This window comes from Eleftheria terrae, assembly GCF_030419005.1.
Classification (GTDB): Bacteria; Pseudomonadota; Gammaproteobacteria; order Burkholderiales; family Burkholderiaceae_C; genus Caldimonas; species Caldimonas terrae.
This window is the reverse complement of the sequence record NZ_CP106952.1, coordinates 138212-152192: the sequence shown is the minus strand read 5'-3', so window position 1 is coordinate 152192 and position 13981 is coordinate 138212. Positions and strand designations below refer to the sequence as shown.

11 protein-coding genes are annotated in these 13981 nt (G+C 71.5%); 5 read left to right on the top strand and 6 right to left on the bottom strand.

Going from position 1 to position 13981, the window contains the following annotated elements; translation table 11 throughout:
• Position 1 precedes the first annotated feature (1 nt).
• The 4 genes from xth to N7L95_RS25005 all read right to left on the bottom strand — a co-directional run bounded on the left by xth (position 2) and on the right by N7L95_RS25005 (position 4195).
• Positions 2-769 carry an exodeoxyribonuclease III gene (gene xth / locus N7L95_RS25020; protein WP_301260337.1) on the bottom strand — a complete coding sequence of 256 codons (768 nt, stop codon included), beginning with the start codon at positions 767-769 and terminating at the stop codon, positions 2-4.
• On the bottom strand, positions 766-1278 hold the full coding sequence (locus tag N7L95_RS25015; RefSeq protein WP_435870116.1) for a dihydrofolate reductase: 513 nt from the start codon (positions 1276-1278) through the stop codon (positions 766-768). The genes xth and N7L95_RS25015 overlap by 4 nt, the downstream gene beginning before the upstream one ends.
• 134 nt (positions 1279-1412) lie before the next feature.
• A complete protein-coding gene (locus tag N7L95_RS25010; RefSeq protein WP_301260336.1) occupies positions 1413-2234 on the bottom strand; it encodes a thymidylate synthase in 822 nt (273 codons plus the stop codon).
• A 125-nt stretch (positions 2235-2359) separates the two neighbouring features.
• Positions 2360-4195, bottom strand: a complete 1836-nt coding sequence (locus tag N7L95_RS25005; RefSeq protein WP_301260335.1) for an ABC transporter transmembrane domain-containing protein — start codon at positions 4193-4195, stop codon at positions 2360-2362.
• Positions 4196-4289: 94 nt separating this feature from the next.
• Between N7L95_RS25005 and N7L95_RS25000 the strand changes: the two genes are divergently transcribed.
• The 4 genes from N7L95_RS25000 to N7L95_RS24985 all read left to right on the top strand — a co-directional run bounded on the left by N7L95_RS25000 (position 4290) and on the right by N7L95_RS24985 (position 9250).
• Positions 4290-4775 (top strand): MarR family winged helix-turn-helix transcriptional regulator, encoded by a 486-nt coding sequence (locus N7L95_RS25000; protein ID WP_301260334.1) that lies wholly within the window; start codon positions 4290-4292, stop codon positions 4773-4775.
• Between the two features lie 87 nt (positions 4776-4862).
• Complete coding sequence (locus N7L95_RS24995; protein ID WP_301260333.1) at positions 4863-6326, top strand: efflux transporter outer membrane subunit; 1464 nt, start codon at positions 4863-4865, stop codon at positions 6324-6326.
• 30 nt (positions 6327-6356) lie between these two features.
• Positions 6357-7664, top strand: coding sequence for an HlyD family secretion protein (locus N7L95_RS24990; RefSeq protein ID WP_301260332.1), 1308 nt, complete (start codon positions 6357-6359; stop codon positions 7662-7664).
• A gap of 14 nt (positions 7665-7678) precedes the next feature.
• On the top strand, positions 7679-9250 hold the full coding sequence (locus tag N7L95_RS24985; protein WP_301260331.1) for a DHA2 family efflux MFS transporter permease subunit: 1572 nt from the start codon (positions 7679-7681) through the stop codon (positions 9248-9250).
• 85 nt (positions 9251-9335) lie between these two features.
• Here the strand turns inward: N7L95_RS24985 and N7L95_RS24980 are convergent, their stop codons facing one another.
• Complete coding sequence (locus N7L95_RS24980) at positions 9336-10460, bottom strand: lipocalin-like domain-containing protein (RefSeq protein WP_301260330.1); 1125 nt, start codon at positions 10458-10460, stop codon at positions 9336-9338.
• Entirely contained in the window at positions 10460-12985 is a 2526-nt protein-coding gene (locus N7L95_RS24975; RefSeq protein ID WP_301260731.1) for an FtsX-like permease family protein, read from the bottom strand. Before N7L95_RS24975 ends, N7L95_RS24980 begins: the two co-directional genes overlap by 1 nt.
• 178 nt (positions 12986-13163) lie before the next feature.
• Here N7L95_RS24975 and N7L95_RS24970 point away from each other — a divergent pair, with 178 nt between their 5' ends.
• A complete protein-coding gene (locus N7L95_RS24970; protein ID WP_301260329.1) occupies positions 13164-13976 on the top strand; it encodes a GGDEF domain-containing protein in 813 nt (270 codons plus the stop codon).
• Positions 13977-13981 lie beyond the last annotated feature (5 nt).

Below are 13981 nucleotides of genomic sequence, written 5' to 3'. Positions count from 1 at the left end.
CTCAGGGCTGCAGCGTCACCACCACGGGCGCATGGTCGCTGGGGCGCTCGTTCTTGCGCGGCAGCTTGTCGATCTCGCAGGCGCTCACCTGCGGGCGCAGCGGCTCGCTGACCAGGATGTGGTCGATGCGCAGGCCCTGGTTCCTGCGGAAGGCGAGGTTGCGGTAGTCCCACCATGACCACAGCTTGGGCGGCTGCTCGAACAGCCGGAAGGCGTCGTGCAGGCCCAGCGCCAGCAGCTGGCGGAAATGGGCTCGTTCTTCCGGTGTGCAATGGATCTGGCCGGCCCACGCCACCGGGTCATGGACATCCCGGTCTTCCGGTGCGATGTTGTAGTCGCCCAGCAGCAGCAGCCGCGGGTAGCGCACCAGCTCGCCACGCACCCATTCGCGCAGGGCGTCCAGCCAGCGCATCTTGTAGTCGAATTTCTCGCTGCCTGGCGCCTGGCCGTTGGGAAAGTAGGCGCCGATCACCCGCAGCTCGCCCACCGTGCCGGCGATCACCCGCGCCTGCGGGTCGTCGAAGCCGGGAATGTTCTTGACGATGTCGGACGCCGGCTCGCGGCTGAGCAGCGCCACACCGTTGTAGGTCTTCTGCCCGAAGCACTGCGCCAGGTAGCCCGCCTCGGCCAGCTCGGCCAGCGGAAACTTGTCGTCGGTGAGCTTGGTTTCCTGCAGCACCACCACCTCGGGCTGGTGCTCGCCGAGCCAAGCCAGCAGCTGGGGCAGGCGCACCGCCAGGGAGTTGACGTTCCAGGTGGCGATCTTCATGCGGCAGCGGCGGGTTTGCGGTGGTAGGTGACGAAGTGGTAGTCCCAGCCCTCGGCCGAGCGGTGCGTCTCGCGCGACACCTCGACGAAGGCATTGCGGTCCCAGTCGGGGAAGTAGGTGTCGCCTTCGAAATCAGCGTCGATTTCCGTCAGCACGAGCTCGTCCACCAGGGGCAGGGCTTCGGCGTAGACGTGGGCGCCGCCGATGACGAACACCTTGCTGGCGTGCTTGAGCAGCTCCAGCGCGGCCTGCAGCGACGGTGCCTCCTCCACGCCCGGGGCGGTCCAGTGCAGGTCGCGCGTCAGCACCACATTGCGGCGGCCGGGCAGCGGCCGGCCGATCGACTCGAAGGTCTTGCGGCCCATCAGCACCGGACAGCCCAGGGTGGTGCGCTTGAAGTGCTGCAGGTCTTCCGGCAGGTGCCAGATGAGGGCGTTGTCGCGGCCGATCACCCCATTGCGCGCGACGGCGGCAATGATGCTCAGGTCAGGCAGGTCGGGCAGGCTCATGTTGGTATGGTGGCGCGGGCGCCGCTAGGGTTTGGAAGGCGGGGCGCGGCGGGGCGCCGCGCGGATCAGACGGGCAGGCAGCGTGCCAGTCGCGCGGCCGGTGGTGCCGCCCGGCCGGCCCGCGCGCCGAGGGCTCACACAGCCACCGGGGCCTTGATGTGCGGATGGTGCTGGTAGTCGAGCAATTCGAAGTCCTCCCAGGCGTACTCGAACAGTGAGGCCGGCCGGCGCTTGATGGACAGCACCGGATAGGGAAAAGGCTCGCGCGACAGCTGCAACTCCACCTGCTCGAAGTGATTGTTGTAGATGTGGCAATCACCGCCCGTCCAGATGAAGTCGCCCACCGCCAGGTCGCATTGCTGGGCCACCATGTGGGTGAGCAGCGCATAGCTGGCGATGTTGAAGGGCACGCCGAGGAAGATGTCGGCGCTGCGTTGGTACAGCTGGCAGCTGAGCCGGCCGTCCGCCACGTAGAACTGGAACAGCGCGTGGCAGGGCATCAGCGCCATCTTCGACAACTCGGCGACGTTCCAGGCGCTGACCAGGATGCGGCGCGAGTCCGGGTTGGTCTTGAGCGTCTGCACGACCTCGGCGATCTGGTCGATGTGGCCGCCGTCGGGCGTTGGCCAGGAGCGCCATTGCACGCCGTAGACAGGCCCGAGGTCGCCGTCTTCGCGGGCCCATTCGTCCCAAATGCTGACGCCGTGCTGCTGCAACCACCGGACATTGCTGTCGCCGCGGAGGAACCAGAGCAACTCGTACACGATGGACTTCAGGTGCAGCTTCTTGGTGGTGACCGCCGGAAAACCTTCGTTGAGGTCGAAGCGCATCTGGTGCCCGAAGACGCTGCGCGTGCCGGTGCCGGTGCGGTCGGTCTTGGGCGTGCCATGCGTATAGACATGGCGCATGAAGTCTTCGTACTGGGAGCGGACCGGGCGGGCAGGGACGGCGGACATGGGACAGGGCGGGGAAAAGAAGGGTCAGGGGGCGGATTATCCGCCGGGCGACGATCTTGCGCCGCGGGGCGGCCAGGTACCCCCTGGGCACCGCCCCGGCGGACAGCGGCAGCCGCGTCGCGGCGTCACACCGCGAGCGCTTGCGCCTCGGGGGCATCGGCCTCGGGAGCATCGAACTGCAGCGCGGCCAGCTGCGCATAGAGCCCGCCGCGCGCCACCAGCTCGGCATGGCGGCCCACCTCGACGATGCGGCCGTGCTCCAGCACGACGATGCGGTCGGCGCGCTGCACCGTGGCCAGCCGGTGGGCGATCACCAGGGTCGTGCGGTCGCGCATGGCGGCTTCCAGCGCCGCCTGCACCATCCGCTCGCTTTCCGCGTCCAGCGCGCTGGTGGCTTCGTCGAGCAGCAGCAGCGGCGGGTTCTTCAGCATCGCGCGGGCGATGGCGATGCGCTGGCGCTGGCCGCCGGACAGCCGCACGCCGCGCTCGCCCAGGAAGGTGGCATACCCCTCGGGCAGCGCCCGGATGAAGCCGTCGGCAAAGGCGGCGCGGGCGGCGGCATGCACCTCTTCGTCGCTGGCGTCCGGGCGGCCGTAGCGGATGTTCTCCATCGCGTCGGCCGAGAAGATCACGCTGTCCTGCGGGACGATGCCGATGCGGCTGCGCAACTCGTGCAGCGAGGCCTCGCGCAGCGGCACCCCGTCGATCTCGATTCGCCCGTGCTGGCAGTCGTAGAAGCGCAGCAGCAGCTGGAACACCGTGCTCTTGCCGGCGCCGCTGGGGCCGACCAGCGCCACCGTCTCGCCAGGACGGATGTCGAGCGTCAGTTGCTGCAGCGCCGGCTGCTGCGGGCGCGACGGGTAGCAGAAGCTCACATCGTGCAGCCGCACCGAGGAGCCGCCGCGCACGGCCGGCAACGCGCGCGGCTGTGCCGGCGAGGCGATGACGCTGGGCGCCTGCAGCAGCTCCACCAGGCGCTCGGTGGCGCCGGCGGCGCGCAGCAGGTCGCCGTACACCTCGGCCAGCACCGCCACGGAACTGACCAGCAGGATCACGTAGACCACCGTTTCGCCCAGGTGCCCGGCGCTGATGCGGCCCTCCAGCACCGCCTGGGTGCCCTGGTACAGGCCCCACAGCAGCGCGGCGAAGGTGGCAATGATGATGAAGGCCACCAGCACCGCGCGGGCCCGGGTGCGCCGCACCGCGGTCGCGAAGGCGCGCTCGGTGGAGGCGTCGAAGCGGCGCGCCTCATGGGCTTCCTGGGTGTAGCTCTGCACCACCGGCACCGCGTTCAGCACCTCGGCCGCCAGCGCGCTGGAGTCGGCCACCCGGTCCTGGCTGGCGCGCGAGAGCGTGCGCACCCGCCGCCCGAACCACAGCGAAGGCAGCACCACCAGCACCAGGATGCCCAGCACCTGCGTCATGACGTAGGGGTTGGTCACCACCAGCATGGCGAGCGCGCCCAGGCCCATCACCGTGTTGCGCAAGCCCATCGAGAGGCTGGAGCCGACCACCGTCTGCACCAGCGTGGTGTCGGTGGTCAGGCGCGACAGCACTTCGCCGGTGCGGGTGGTCTCGAAGAATTCGGGACTCATCGTCACCACATGGCGGTAGACGGCGTTGCGCAGGTCGGACGTGATGCGCTCGCCCAGCCACGTCACCATGTAGAAGCGGGCGGCGGAGAAGCAGCCCAGCGCCACGCCCACGCCGAACAGCATCAGGAAGTGGCCACGCAGGGCAAGCAGGCGCTGCCCGGGATCGGCCGCCACCAGGCCCTGGTCGATCAGGCCGCGCAATGCCACCGGAAAGGCCAGTGTGCTGAGTGCCGCGCAGACCAGGAACAGCCCGGCCAGCACGATGCGGCCGCGGTAGGGCTGGAGAAAGGGCGCCAGCCCGGCCAGCGGCCGGACGGTGCGCGCGCGGGGCCGTGCCGGCCCGGAGGAGGGAGGTGCGTCTGCCATCGCGGCAGTGTAGGGGAGGTGCCGGCCAGGGGTGCCAGCTGCCGCCGATACGTCTGCCTTGACAACAGTTGCCTAGGCAAGTAATATCCCTCCCATGTCGCAAGCTCCTGTTCCTGCCGAGTTCTACCAAGCCGAGGGTTACACGGCGGACGAAAGCGTCGGCTACCTGATGCGCCGGGTCATCGGCCTGATCGGCCAGGCGGTCGACCGCAAGCTGTCGCCACACGGGCTGACGCATGCACAGTGGTCGCCGCTGTACAAGATCCGCGCCTGCGAGGCCACCACGGTGGCCGAGCTGGCCCGCCAGACCCAGACCGACACCGGCGCCATGACGCGCCTGCTCGACCGTCTGGAGGCCAAGGACCTGTGCCGGCGCGTGCGCTCCACCGAGGACCGCCGGGTCGTGCAGATCGAGTTGACCCCGGAGGGGCAGCGCCTGGCCGACCAGGTGCCGGGGGTGCTCTCGGACATCCTGAACCACTACCTGGCCGGGTTCTCCGAGGCGGAGTGGCAGACGCTGAAAAGCTACCTGCGCCGCATGATCGCCAACGGCGAAGCGCTGCGCGACGCCGAAGAATGAACGGCCGCCACAAGCCGGGTGACCTGCACCCGATTTTTTTTAGTTTTATTGTTGCCTAGGCAAATACAGCTGGAGCAAGGTTCGACGATGAAGGTCTTGATTCCCCACCTTGGACATCGCGCTGGCACTGTCTTGCTGGCTGCCCTGGTGCTGGCCGGCTGCGCAAGCTACTCGGGCATCGAGCCGCAGGCCCGGGCGCTGGCCCCTGCTGCGGCCGGAGTTCCGGCCGGCGACGCGCAACCCGCCGCGGCCGCCGTGCCGGTGCAGTGGTGGCGCGGCTTCGGCGATCCGGCGCTGGATGCGCTGGTGGACCGCGCGCTGCACGACCACCCCAACCTGCAGGTGGCGCAGGCCCGGCTGCAGCGCGCCACCGCCGCGGCCGGCCTGGCCGACGCCGCCGGTGGGCTGCAGGTGAACGGCAGCTTCGACGCCACCCGCCAGCGATACACCGAGAACGGCATGGTGCCGAAGCCGATGGCCGGCTCGATGGCCACCACGGCCACCTTGCAGCTGGGCGCCAGCTGGGAGCTGGACTTCTTCGGCCGTCATGCGGCGGCGTTGCATGCGGCCCTGGGCGCGGAGCGCGCAGCGGCCGCTGATGTGGAGGCGGCCCGCGTGCTGCTGTCGGCCAATGTGGCCCGCGGTTACTTCCAGCTCGGCCGCTTGATCGAGCAACGCGAGGTGGCGGCCCGCTCGCTGGCCCAGCGCCAGGAACTGCTGGGCCTGATCAGCCAGCGCGTGCGAGCCGGCCTGGACACCAACGTGGAGCTGCGCCAGGGCGAAGGGGCGGTGCCCGAGACGCGGGCTCAGCTCGAAGCGCTGGACGAACAGATCACGCTGGCGCGCAATGCCCTGGCCGCGCTCACCGCCCAGCCGCCGGCCGCGCTGGCCGGGCTGCACCCCCGGCTGCAGGCGGCCAGCCTGATGCCGCTGCCGCAGGAGCTGCCGGCCGACCTGCTGGGCCGGCGCGCCGATGTCGAGGCGGCCCGCTGGCGCGTCGAGGCGGCCACGCGCGACGTTGCGTCGGCCAAGGCGCAGTTTTATCCGAACATCAACCTGGCGGCCTTCGTGGGGCTGTCGTCCATCGGGCTGGACCGGCTGCTGGAAAGCGGCAGCCAGCAGTATGGGGTCGGTCCGGCCATCCGCCTGCCGATCTTCGACAGCGGCCGCCTGAGGGCCGGCCTGCGCGGCAAGACGGCTGACCTGGATGCCGCGGTCGGCAGCTACAACGCCGCCGTGCTGGACGCCGTGCACGATGTTGCCGACCAGCTGGCCTCGGCCCGCTCGGTGCTGCGCCAGCAGCGCGAGCAGCAGGCGGCGGCGGCCGCCGCCGAGAGCGCCTACGACCTGGCCCTGCAGCGCTACCGGGCCGGCCTGGGCAGCTACCTCACCGTGCTGAGCGCCGAGACCCATGTGCTGGCGCAGCGCCGCCAGTCCACCGACCTGAAAGCCCGCGCCCTCGACACCCAGGTGGGCCTGATGCGGGCGCTCGGTGGCGGCTACGCAGCCGAGTCCGCCTCCGCCGCACCGCTGGCCGCTGCGCAGCGTTGAACCTGAACACCCGCAAGACAAGAGCAAGCCATGAGCACCCAGAACGCCACCCCCGCCGCCGATGACATCAACGCCACCCGCAAGGCGCGGCGCAAGAAGTCGCTGACCCTGATCGCCGCCGCCGTGTTGCTGGTGGGCGGCGGCTACACCGCCTGGCACCTGCTGTTCGCCGGCCAGAGCGAGACCACCGACAACGCCTATGTGCAAGGGCATGTGGTGCAGATCACGCCGCAGGTCGGCGGCACCGTGCTGGCCATCGAGGCCGATGACACCGACTATGTGAAGGCCGGCCAGACCCTGGTGCGGCTCGACCCGGCCGATGCCCGGGTGGCGCTGGAGCAGGCCGAGGCCCAGCTGGCCCAGACGGTGCGCGAGGTGCGGGTGCTGTTCGCCAACAACGGCGCGCTGCAGTCGCAGATCGCGCTGCGCGAGGCCGACCTGGCGCGGGCCCGCAGCGAACTGGCCCGGGCGCAGGACGATGTCAACCGCCGCACGCCGCTGGTGGCCACCGGTGCGGTGGGCAAGGAAGAGTTCAACCATGCCAACACCCAGCTGGCCGCCGCCCGCAGCGCGGTGGCGGCGGCCGAGTCGGCCGTCGCCGCGGCGCGCCAGCAGCTGGGCTCGAACGAGTCACTGACCGAAGGCACCACCGTCGAGCAGCATCCGAACGTGCAGCGCGCGTCGGCCCGGGTGCGCGAGGCCTACCTGGCGCTCAAGCGGGCCGAGCTGCCGGCGCCGGTGGAAGGCTATGTGGCGCGGCGCAGCGTGCAGGTGGGGCAGCGGGTGCAGGCCGGTGCGCCGCTGATGTCCATCATCCCGCTCAAGCAGGTGTGGGTCGATGCCAACTTCAAGGAAAGCCAGCTGCAGCGCCTGCGCATCGGCCAGCCGGTGACGCTGACGGCCGACGTCTACGGCAACAAGGTCGAGTACCACGGCAAGGTGGAAGGACTGGGGGCCGGCACCGGCGCTGCCTTCTCGCTGCTGCCGGCGCAGAACGCGACCGGCAACTGGATCAAGATCGTGCAACGCGTGCCGGTGCGCATCGGGCTGGACCCCCGGGAGCTGGAGGCCCACCCGTTGCGTGTGGGCCTGTCGATGGAGGCCCGTGTCGACGTGACCGAGCAGGGCGGCAAGACGCTGGCCGATGCGCCGCGGCGTGAGCCGGTGGCGCAGACCGCGGTGTTCGACCGCGTGAACCATGACGCCGACGCCGAGGTGAAGAAGATCATCGCCAGCCACCTCGGCCGCAACGGCCGGACCGCCGGCCGCCAGGCCGTGCGTGGCGGTGCGCACGGGGCCGAGGCACAGGCCCGCGCTGCCAGCGCCAGCCATTCCTGAAAGCCGCCCCTGCCATGAGTGCACCCGCTGCATCGTCTTCCGCGGGCTATGTCCCGCCGCCGCCCCTGCAGGGCGGCTCGCTCGTGCTCGGCACGCTGGCGCTGTCGCTGGCGACCTTCATGAACGTGCTCGACTCGTCCATCGCCAACGTGTCCCTGCCGGCGATTGCCGGCGACCTGGGCGTGAGCCCGACGCAAGGCACCTGGGTGATCACGAGCTTCGGCGTGGCCAACGCCATCTCGGTACCGCTGACCGGCTGGCTGACGCAGCGCTTCGGCGCGGTGCGCCTGTTCACCGTGAGCGTGCTGCTGTTCGTGCTGGCATCGTGGCTGTGCGGCTTCGCCCCGACGCTGGAGATGCTGATTGCCTTCCGCGTGGTGCAGGGCCTGGTGGCCGGGCCGATGATCCCGCTGTCGCAGACGCTGCTGCTGTCGAGCTATCCCAAGTCCAAGGCCGGCAGCGCGCTCGGCATGTGGGCCATGACGACCCTGGTGGCACCCGTCATGGGCCCGCTGCTGGGCGGCTGGATCACCGACAACATGTCCTGGCCCTGGATTTTCTACATCAACGTGCCGGTGGGCCTGCTGGCGGCCGGCGTCACCTGGAGCATCTACGCCAAGCGTGAGACGCCGCGGCGCACGCTGCCGGTGGACGGCATCGGCATCGCGCTGCTGGTGCTGTGGGTGGGCGCCCTGCAGATGATGCTCGACAAGGGCAAGGAGCTGGACTGGTTCCACTCGAACGAGATCATCGCCTTTGCGGTGGTGGCGGTGGTGGGCCTGGCGGTCTTCCTGGCCTGGGAGCTGACCGAGGAACACCCGATCGTGGACCTGCGGCTGTTCGCCGGCCGCAACTTCACGCTCGGCTCGCTCACGCTCGCGGTCGGCTACGGCCTGTTCTTCGGCAACGTGGTGCTGCTGCCGCTGTGGCTGCAGCAGTACATGGGCTATACCGCGACGGCGGCCGGCATGGCGCTGGCGCCGGTGGGCCTGTTGGCCATCCTGCTGACGCCCATCGTCGGCAAGAACGTGGCGCGGCTCGATGCGCGCTGGCTCGCCACGGTGGCGTTCCTGGGTTTCGGCCTGGTGCTGTGGATGCGCTCGCATTTCACGCCACAGGCCGACCTCAACACCATCCTGGTGCCCACGCTGATGCAGGGCGCGGCCATGGCGTTCTTCTTCATCCCGCTCAACACCATCGTGTTGTCGGGACTGTCGCCGGACCGCATCCCGGCTGCCTCGGGGCTCAGCAACTTCGTGCGGATCACGGCTGGCGCGATGGGCACCTCGCTGTCCACCACCTTGTGGGAGAACCGGGCGGCGCTGCACCACACCCACCTGGCCGAACGCCTGCCGGCGACCGACCCGGTGATGCAGGAGGCCATGAGCAAGCTCGCCGCCGCCGGCCTGAGCCCCGAGCAGGCCGCCGCCCAGATCAACCGCTTGATGGACCAGCAGGCCTTCACGCGGGCGGCCGACGACATCTTCCTGGCCTCCGCCTTCCTGTTCGTGGCGCTGATCGCCATGGTGTGGATGACGCGGCCGCGCAAGGGCACCGCGGCGGCAGACGCCGGCGGCGCCCACTGAGGCCGGCCGCCGGGAACGGCCGGCGCGGTGCGGGCGGGCAGGCGCCGCCGCCAAGCGCCGGCGGCGGCCGCCGCCCGCCGGCAGCTCAGAGTGCCAGCCGGTCGGCGTAGCCGGTCATCTCCAGGTAGCCGCTGCCCAGCCGGCGGCCGCTGGCATCGACCAGGTCGCTCAGGCCTTCCCAGTAGATCGCGCCGGTGGAGGCGCGGCTGTCGAGCTCCTGGGCGTCCAGCAGCGCCTGCACGCCAAACCGCCCAGCCGGTGTCTCCAGCGTCCAGGCCACCGGATAACTGGCGCGGGTGGCCGGGCTGGTCCAGCGGCGGCCGGGCAGCAGCCGCACCTCGTCGGCCGCGAAGCTGCGCGCCTCCCCGCCGGGCGGGCGCCAGCTGCCACCGGCCCACAGGCTGCTGCCGTCGGCGCGCCGCAGCCGGAAGGCGCTGAGCGCGCTGCCGTCATCCAGGTTCATGCCGATCCAGTCCCAGCCATTGGCGCTCTTGTCCAGCAGCTCCTGGCTCCATTCATGGTCGAGCCAGGCGCGGCCGGTCACCTCGTGCCAGCGGCCGCCGGCGCGCAGGCGCCCCTGCACCGCCAGGTGGGGCTGCGAGTAGTAGTAGCTCGCCTGCTGCGGCAGGGGGCCCTTGCGGGAATAGCCGGCCGAGCCCTGCAGCAGCAGGGGTTGGGTCTCGCGCAGGTCGAGCTGCAACGCGAAGTCGCGGGATTCGATCCGGCCCTCGTAGCGGCTCTGTCCCGGGGGGCCGCTGCGGCGCAGCTGCCAGCCATGCAGGCGGACGTCGGTGTCGCCATCCGCCGCTTCGGCAATGCCGAAGCCGGCGCGGGCGATGCGCTGGTCGTGCAGCAGCCGGCCGGCCTGCAGGTCGGTCACCGCGCCATGCGCGAAGACCAGCTGGTTGGCCGCGAACCGGCTCGGGTTGCCGGCCGCCACATCCACCTTCGAGCGGAAGAAGGTGATCTGGAACCCGAAGCCTCGCGGCACGCCAGGCGCCTGCAGCTGGCCGGTCACGTACCACCACTCGGTGCGGTAGGCCGGGTGCGCACCGAAGTCGCGCGGGAAGGCCAGTGCCACGCCGGGCCGCACCGGCGGCGGCTTGCCGGTCGCCGCCGCGCTGGCGGCCCACGAGCCCGGCGGCCCGCCGGCCAGGCCGGCGAGTGCGGCCTGCAGCCAGGCGCGCCGGCGCATGGGTGTCGTCGTCATCACCAGTCCTCCTTCACGGCCAGCACCGCGTCGCGCCCGGCGGCCGCCCGGCCGGCCACATAGGCGGTCAGGCTGCCGGCCGCCATCACCGCGGCGCACAGGCCGAGCAGGCGGCCCCAGGGCAGCTGCAGGTCCATGCTCCAGTGGAAGCTCTGCGGGTTCACCACATGCACCAGCACCACGCTGACCAGCAGGCCGAGGCCGAGCCCCAGCACGGCGCCGGCGGCCGTCCAGGCGGCGCCTTCGCCGGCCACCACCGCCAGCACCTGTCCGCGGGTGAATCCCAGGTGCTGCAGCAGTCCGAACTCCTTGCGCCGCGCCAGCACCTGGGCCGAGAAGCTGGCGGCGATGCCGAACAGGCCGATCGCCACCGCCACCGCCTGCAGCCAGTAGGTCACGGCGAAGCTGCGGTCGAAGATCTGCAGCGAGCGGGCCCGGATCTCGCCGGCTGAGGCGAAGTCCAGCAACTGCGGATCGCCGCTCAGGCGGCGGATGTCCTGCTGCAGCTGCGGCATCGAGGCGCCTTCGCGCAGCCACAGTGCCAGGTCGTTGACGCGCTCGTCGCCGGTGTGGTGCACGAAGTCGGCCGCCGACACCACCACCGAGCCGTGCTGCCGGGCATAGTCGCGCCAGACGCCGCGCACCACGCCGTCCAGCGTGCCGGCGGCCTGGCCCGGCAGCGGCAGCTGCAGGCGGGTGCCGGGGCGGGCGCCGTAGAGGTCCACCATCGCTTCGCTCACATACAGGCCGACCGTGCCGGGCACCGGGGGCAGCAGCTCGCCGGTCAGGGGCAGGCTGCGCTCCGGACGGTCCAGGCTGCGGGCGATCAGGGCCACCGGCGGACGCGCCGCGTCCACCGTCAGGCTGGTCACCCGCAGCGTGTCGAGCCGGGCCACCGCGTCCAGCCGGCCGACCGCCTGCACCAGCGATTGCGGCAGGAAGACCGCCTCCGAGGTGGCCGTGCTGACTGCGGTGCGCACATAGAGGTCGGCCGGCAGCACGGCGTCGAGCCAGCGCGCCACCGAGTCGCGGAAGCTGGCCACCATCACGGTGAGCGCCACCGCCAGGCTGAGGCTGGCCACCACGCCGGCCACCGCCACGGTGGCGCTGTGCCGCATGCGACGGGCCCGTTCCAGCGCGAGCAGGGCCTGCGGCTGGCGCACGCGGCGACCGCAGGCCAGCAGCAGCAGGCCCACCGCATCGGGCACACAGGCAATGCCCCCCACCAACAGCGCTGCCACCGACAGGTAAGCAAACACTGGCAGCCCGGCCACCGGCGGCAGCAAGGCCAGCAGGCCGCCAGCGGCCAGCAGCGCCAGGCCCAGGCCGCGCCGGCCGTGGCCGGCTCGCAGGTCGCCCAGGCCCTTGAGTGCCTGGGCCGGCGCCAGGCCCTGGGCGGCACGTGCCGGCAGCCAGCCGCCGAGCAGCGCCGCGGCCACGCCCAGGCCGCCATAGAGCAGGGCGGCACCGGCCGAGAACTGCAGGGCCGGCGTCACGCCGGGGAAATAGCCGCCGCCCAGGTCGCCGGCCAGCAGCCGCAGGGCCAGCGCCGCCAGGCCGGTGCCCAGGGCCAGCCCGAGCGTGCTGCCCAGCAGGCCGAGCAGGGCCGCCTCGGCCACCACCAGCTGCAGGCGCTCGCGCGCGCTCAGGCCCAGCACGCCCAGCAGCGCGAAATGCTGCAGGCGCTTGGCCACCGACAGCGACAGCACCGAGAAGACGAGGAAGCCGCCGGTGAACAGCGCCACCAGGGCCAGCACCGTCAGGTTGACGCGGTAGGCGCGTGACACGTTGGAGATGCGCTGGCTGGCATCCTGTGGCGCGATGGCCTGCACGCCGGCCGGCAGCGCCAGCGCGCGCCGCACCGTCTCGGGCAGGGCGCCGCTGGCCAGCTGCAGGTCGATGCGCGAGAGCCGGCCCAGACGGCCGAACTGGCTTTGCGCGCCGGCAATGTCCATCACCGCCAGCGGCGGCCCGGCGGCCGCAATGCTGCCGGCCACCCGCAGCCGTCGCCACGCCAGCCCGTGCGAGACCTCGAGCCAGCCGCCCGGCGCGACGCCGAGTGCCTGCTGGGCCGCCCCGTTCAGCCAGACGGCCGAGGGGTCGAACAGCGCCAGCCGGTCTTCGCCTTCGGCCAGGCGGGGCAGCAGGGCCGGCGCGAGCGGGCCGGCCGCCAGGGCATCGATGCCGGCGATGCGCAGCGCCAGGCGCTCCCCCCCGGGGTGGCGGGCATAGGTGTCGATTTCCACCACCGGGCTGGCGTGCAACACCTGGGGATGTTGTGCAACCTTCGCATACAGGGTTTCGTCAAATCCGGCCTGCGGCCCTCGCAGCTCCAGGTCGGGCTGGCCATTGACGGAACGCACGGCAGCGCTGAACTCGCTGAGGGCCGACTGGTTGATGAGGTGCACCGAGAATGCCAGCGCGACACCCAGCAGCACCGCGAGCACGGCGGCCAGGTGGCGCCAGGGATGGTGGCGCAGCTCGCTCCAGGAATAGCGCGCCAGCAGCGGCGGCAGCACCGCCATGGCGCCGGGCACGGCATGGCTCGTGGCGGGGCGGGCGGCAAGGGAGGCGGAGACAGGGGCGGACGACACCCGCCTATTGTGCGGTGCTCGTCGGGTCTCCCCCGCGTTTGAAGGGCCCGAAACGCACACAAGCCGCGAGGCTCATGTCACCATCGCCGCTTTTTGCGCCGTGCCCGCCGTGCAAGCCCGCCTCCGTCCCTGCCCTGCCACAGCACCGCCGTCCCGCTGGGACCGCTTGCGCCGCTGGGTGCTGCGCATCGGCCTTGCGCGTGCCAACCTGCTGTACACCGGGCTGGTGCTGGCCGCGTCGATGTCCATCACCACGCTGATCACCGTGCTGGCCGGGCGCGCCTTGCCGCCCGCGCTGTTCGCCACGGCGGTGTGCGTGCTGTCGGTGGCGCCGGTCACCGGCTACGTGATCCTCAAGCTGCTCTACGAGCTGGAAGCTTCGCGCCTGCGGATCCGCCAGCTGGCCATCACCGACGAACTGACCGACAGCTTCAACCGGCGCCATTTCGTCGAACTGGGCGAGGCCGAGCTGCTGCGGGCCCGCCGCTACGGCACCCCGCTGGCCCTGATCCTGCTCGACGCCGACCATTTCAAGCAGGTCAACGACACCCATGGCCACCAGTGTGGCGACGTGCTGCTGCGCGAGATCTCGCTGGCCTGCCGGGCAACGCTGCGCAGCACCGATCTGCTGGCCCGCTTCGGTGGCGAGGAGCTGGTGGTCCTGCTGCCGCAGACCGACCTGGCCGGAGCGCTGGCCATGGCCGAGCGCATGCGCGACCAGGTGGCCGGCCTCTCGCTCGCCTGGCGCGGCCGGACGGTGGAGGTGACGGTCAGCCTCGGCGTGGCGGCCTTGCGCCCCGAGACCCCGACGCTGGACGCCCTGGTGCACGAGGCCGACGTGGCCCTGTACGAAGCCAAGCGTGGCGGGCGCAACCGGGTCTGCGTGGCCAGTGCCGGCCGCCGGGGAGCCAGCGCTGCCTGAAGGCG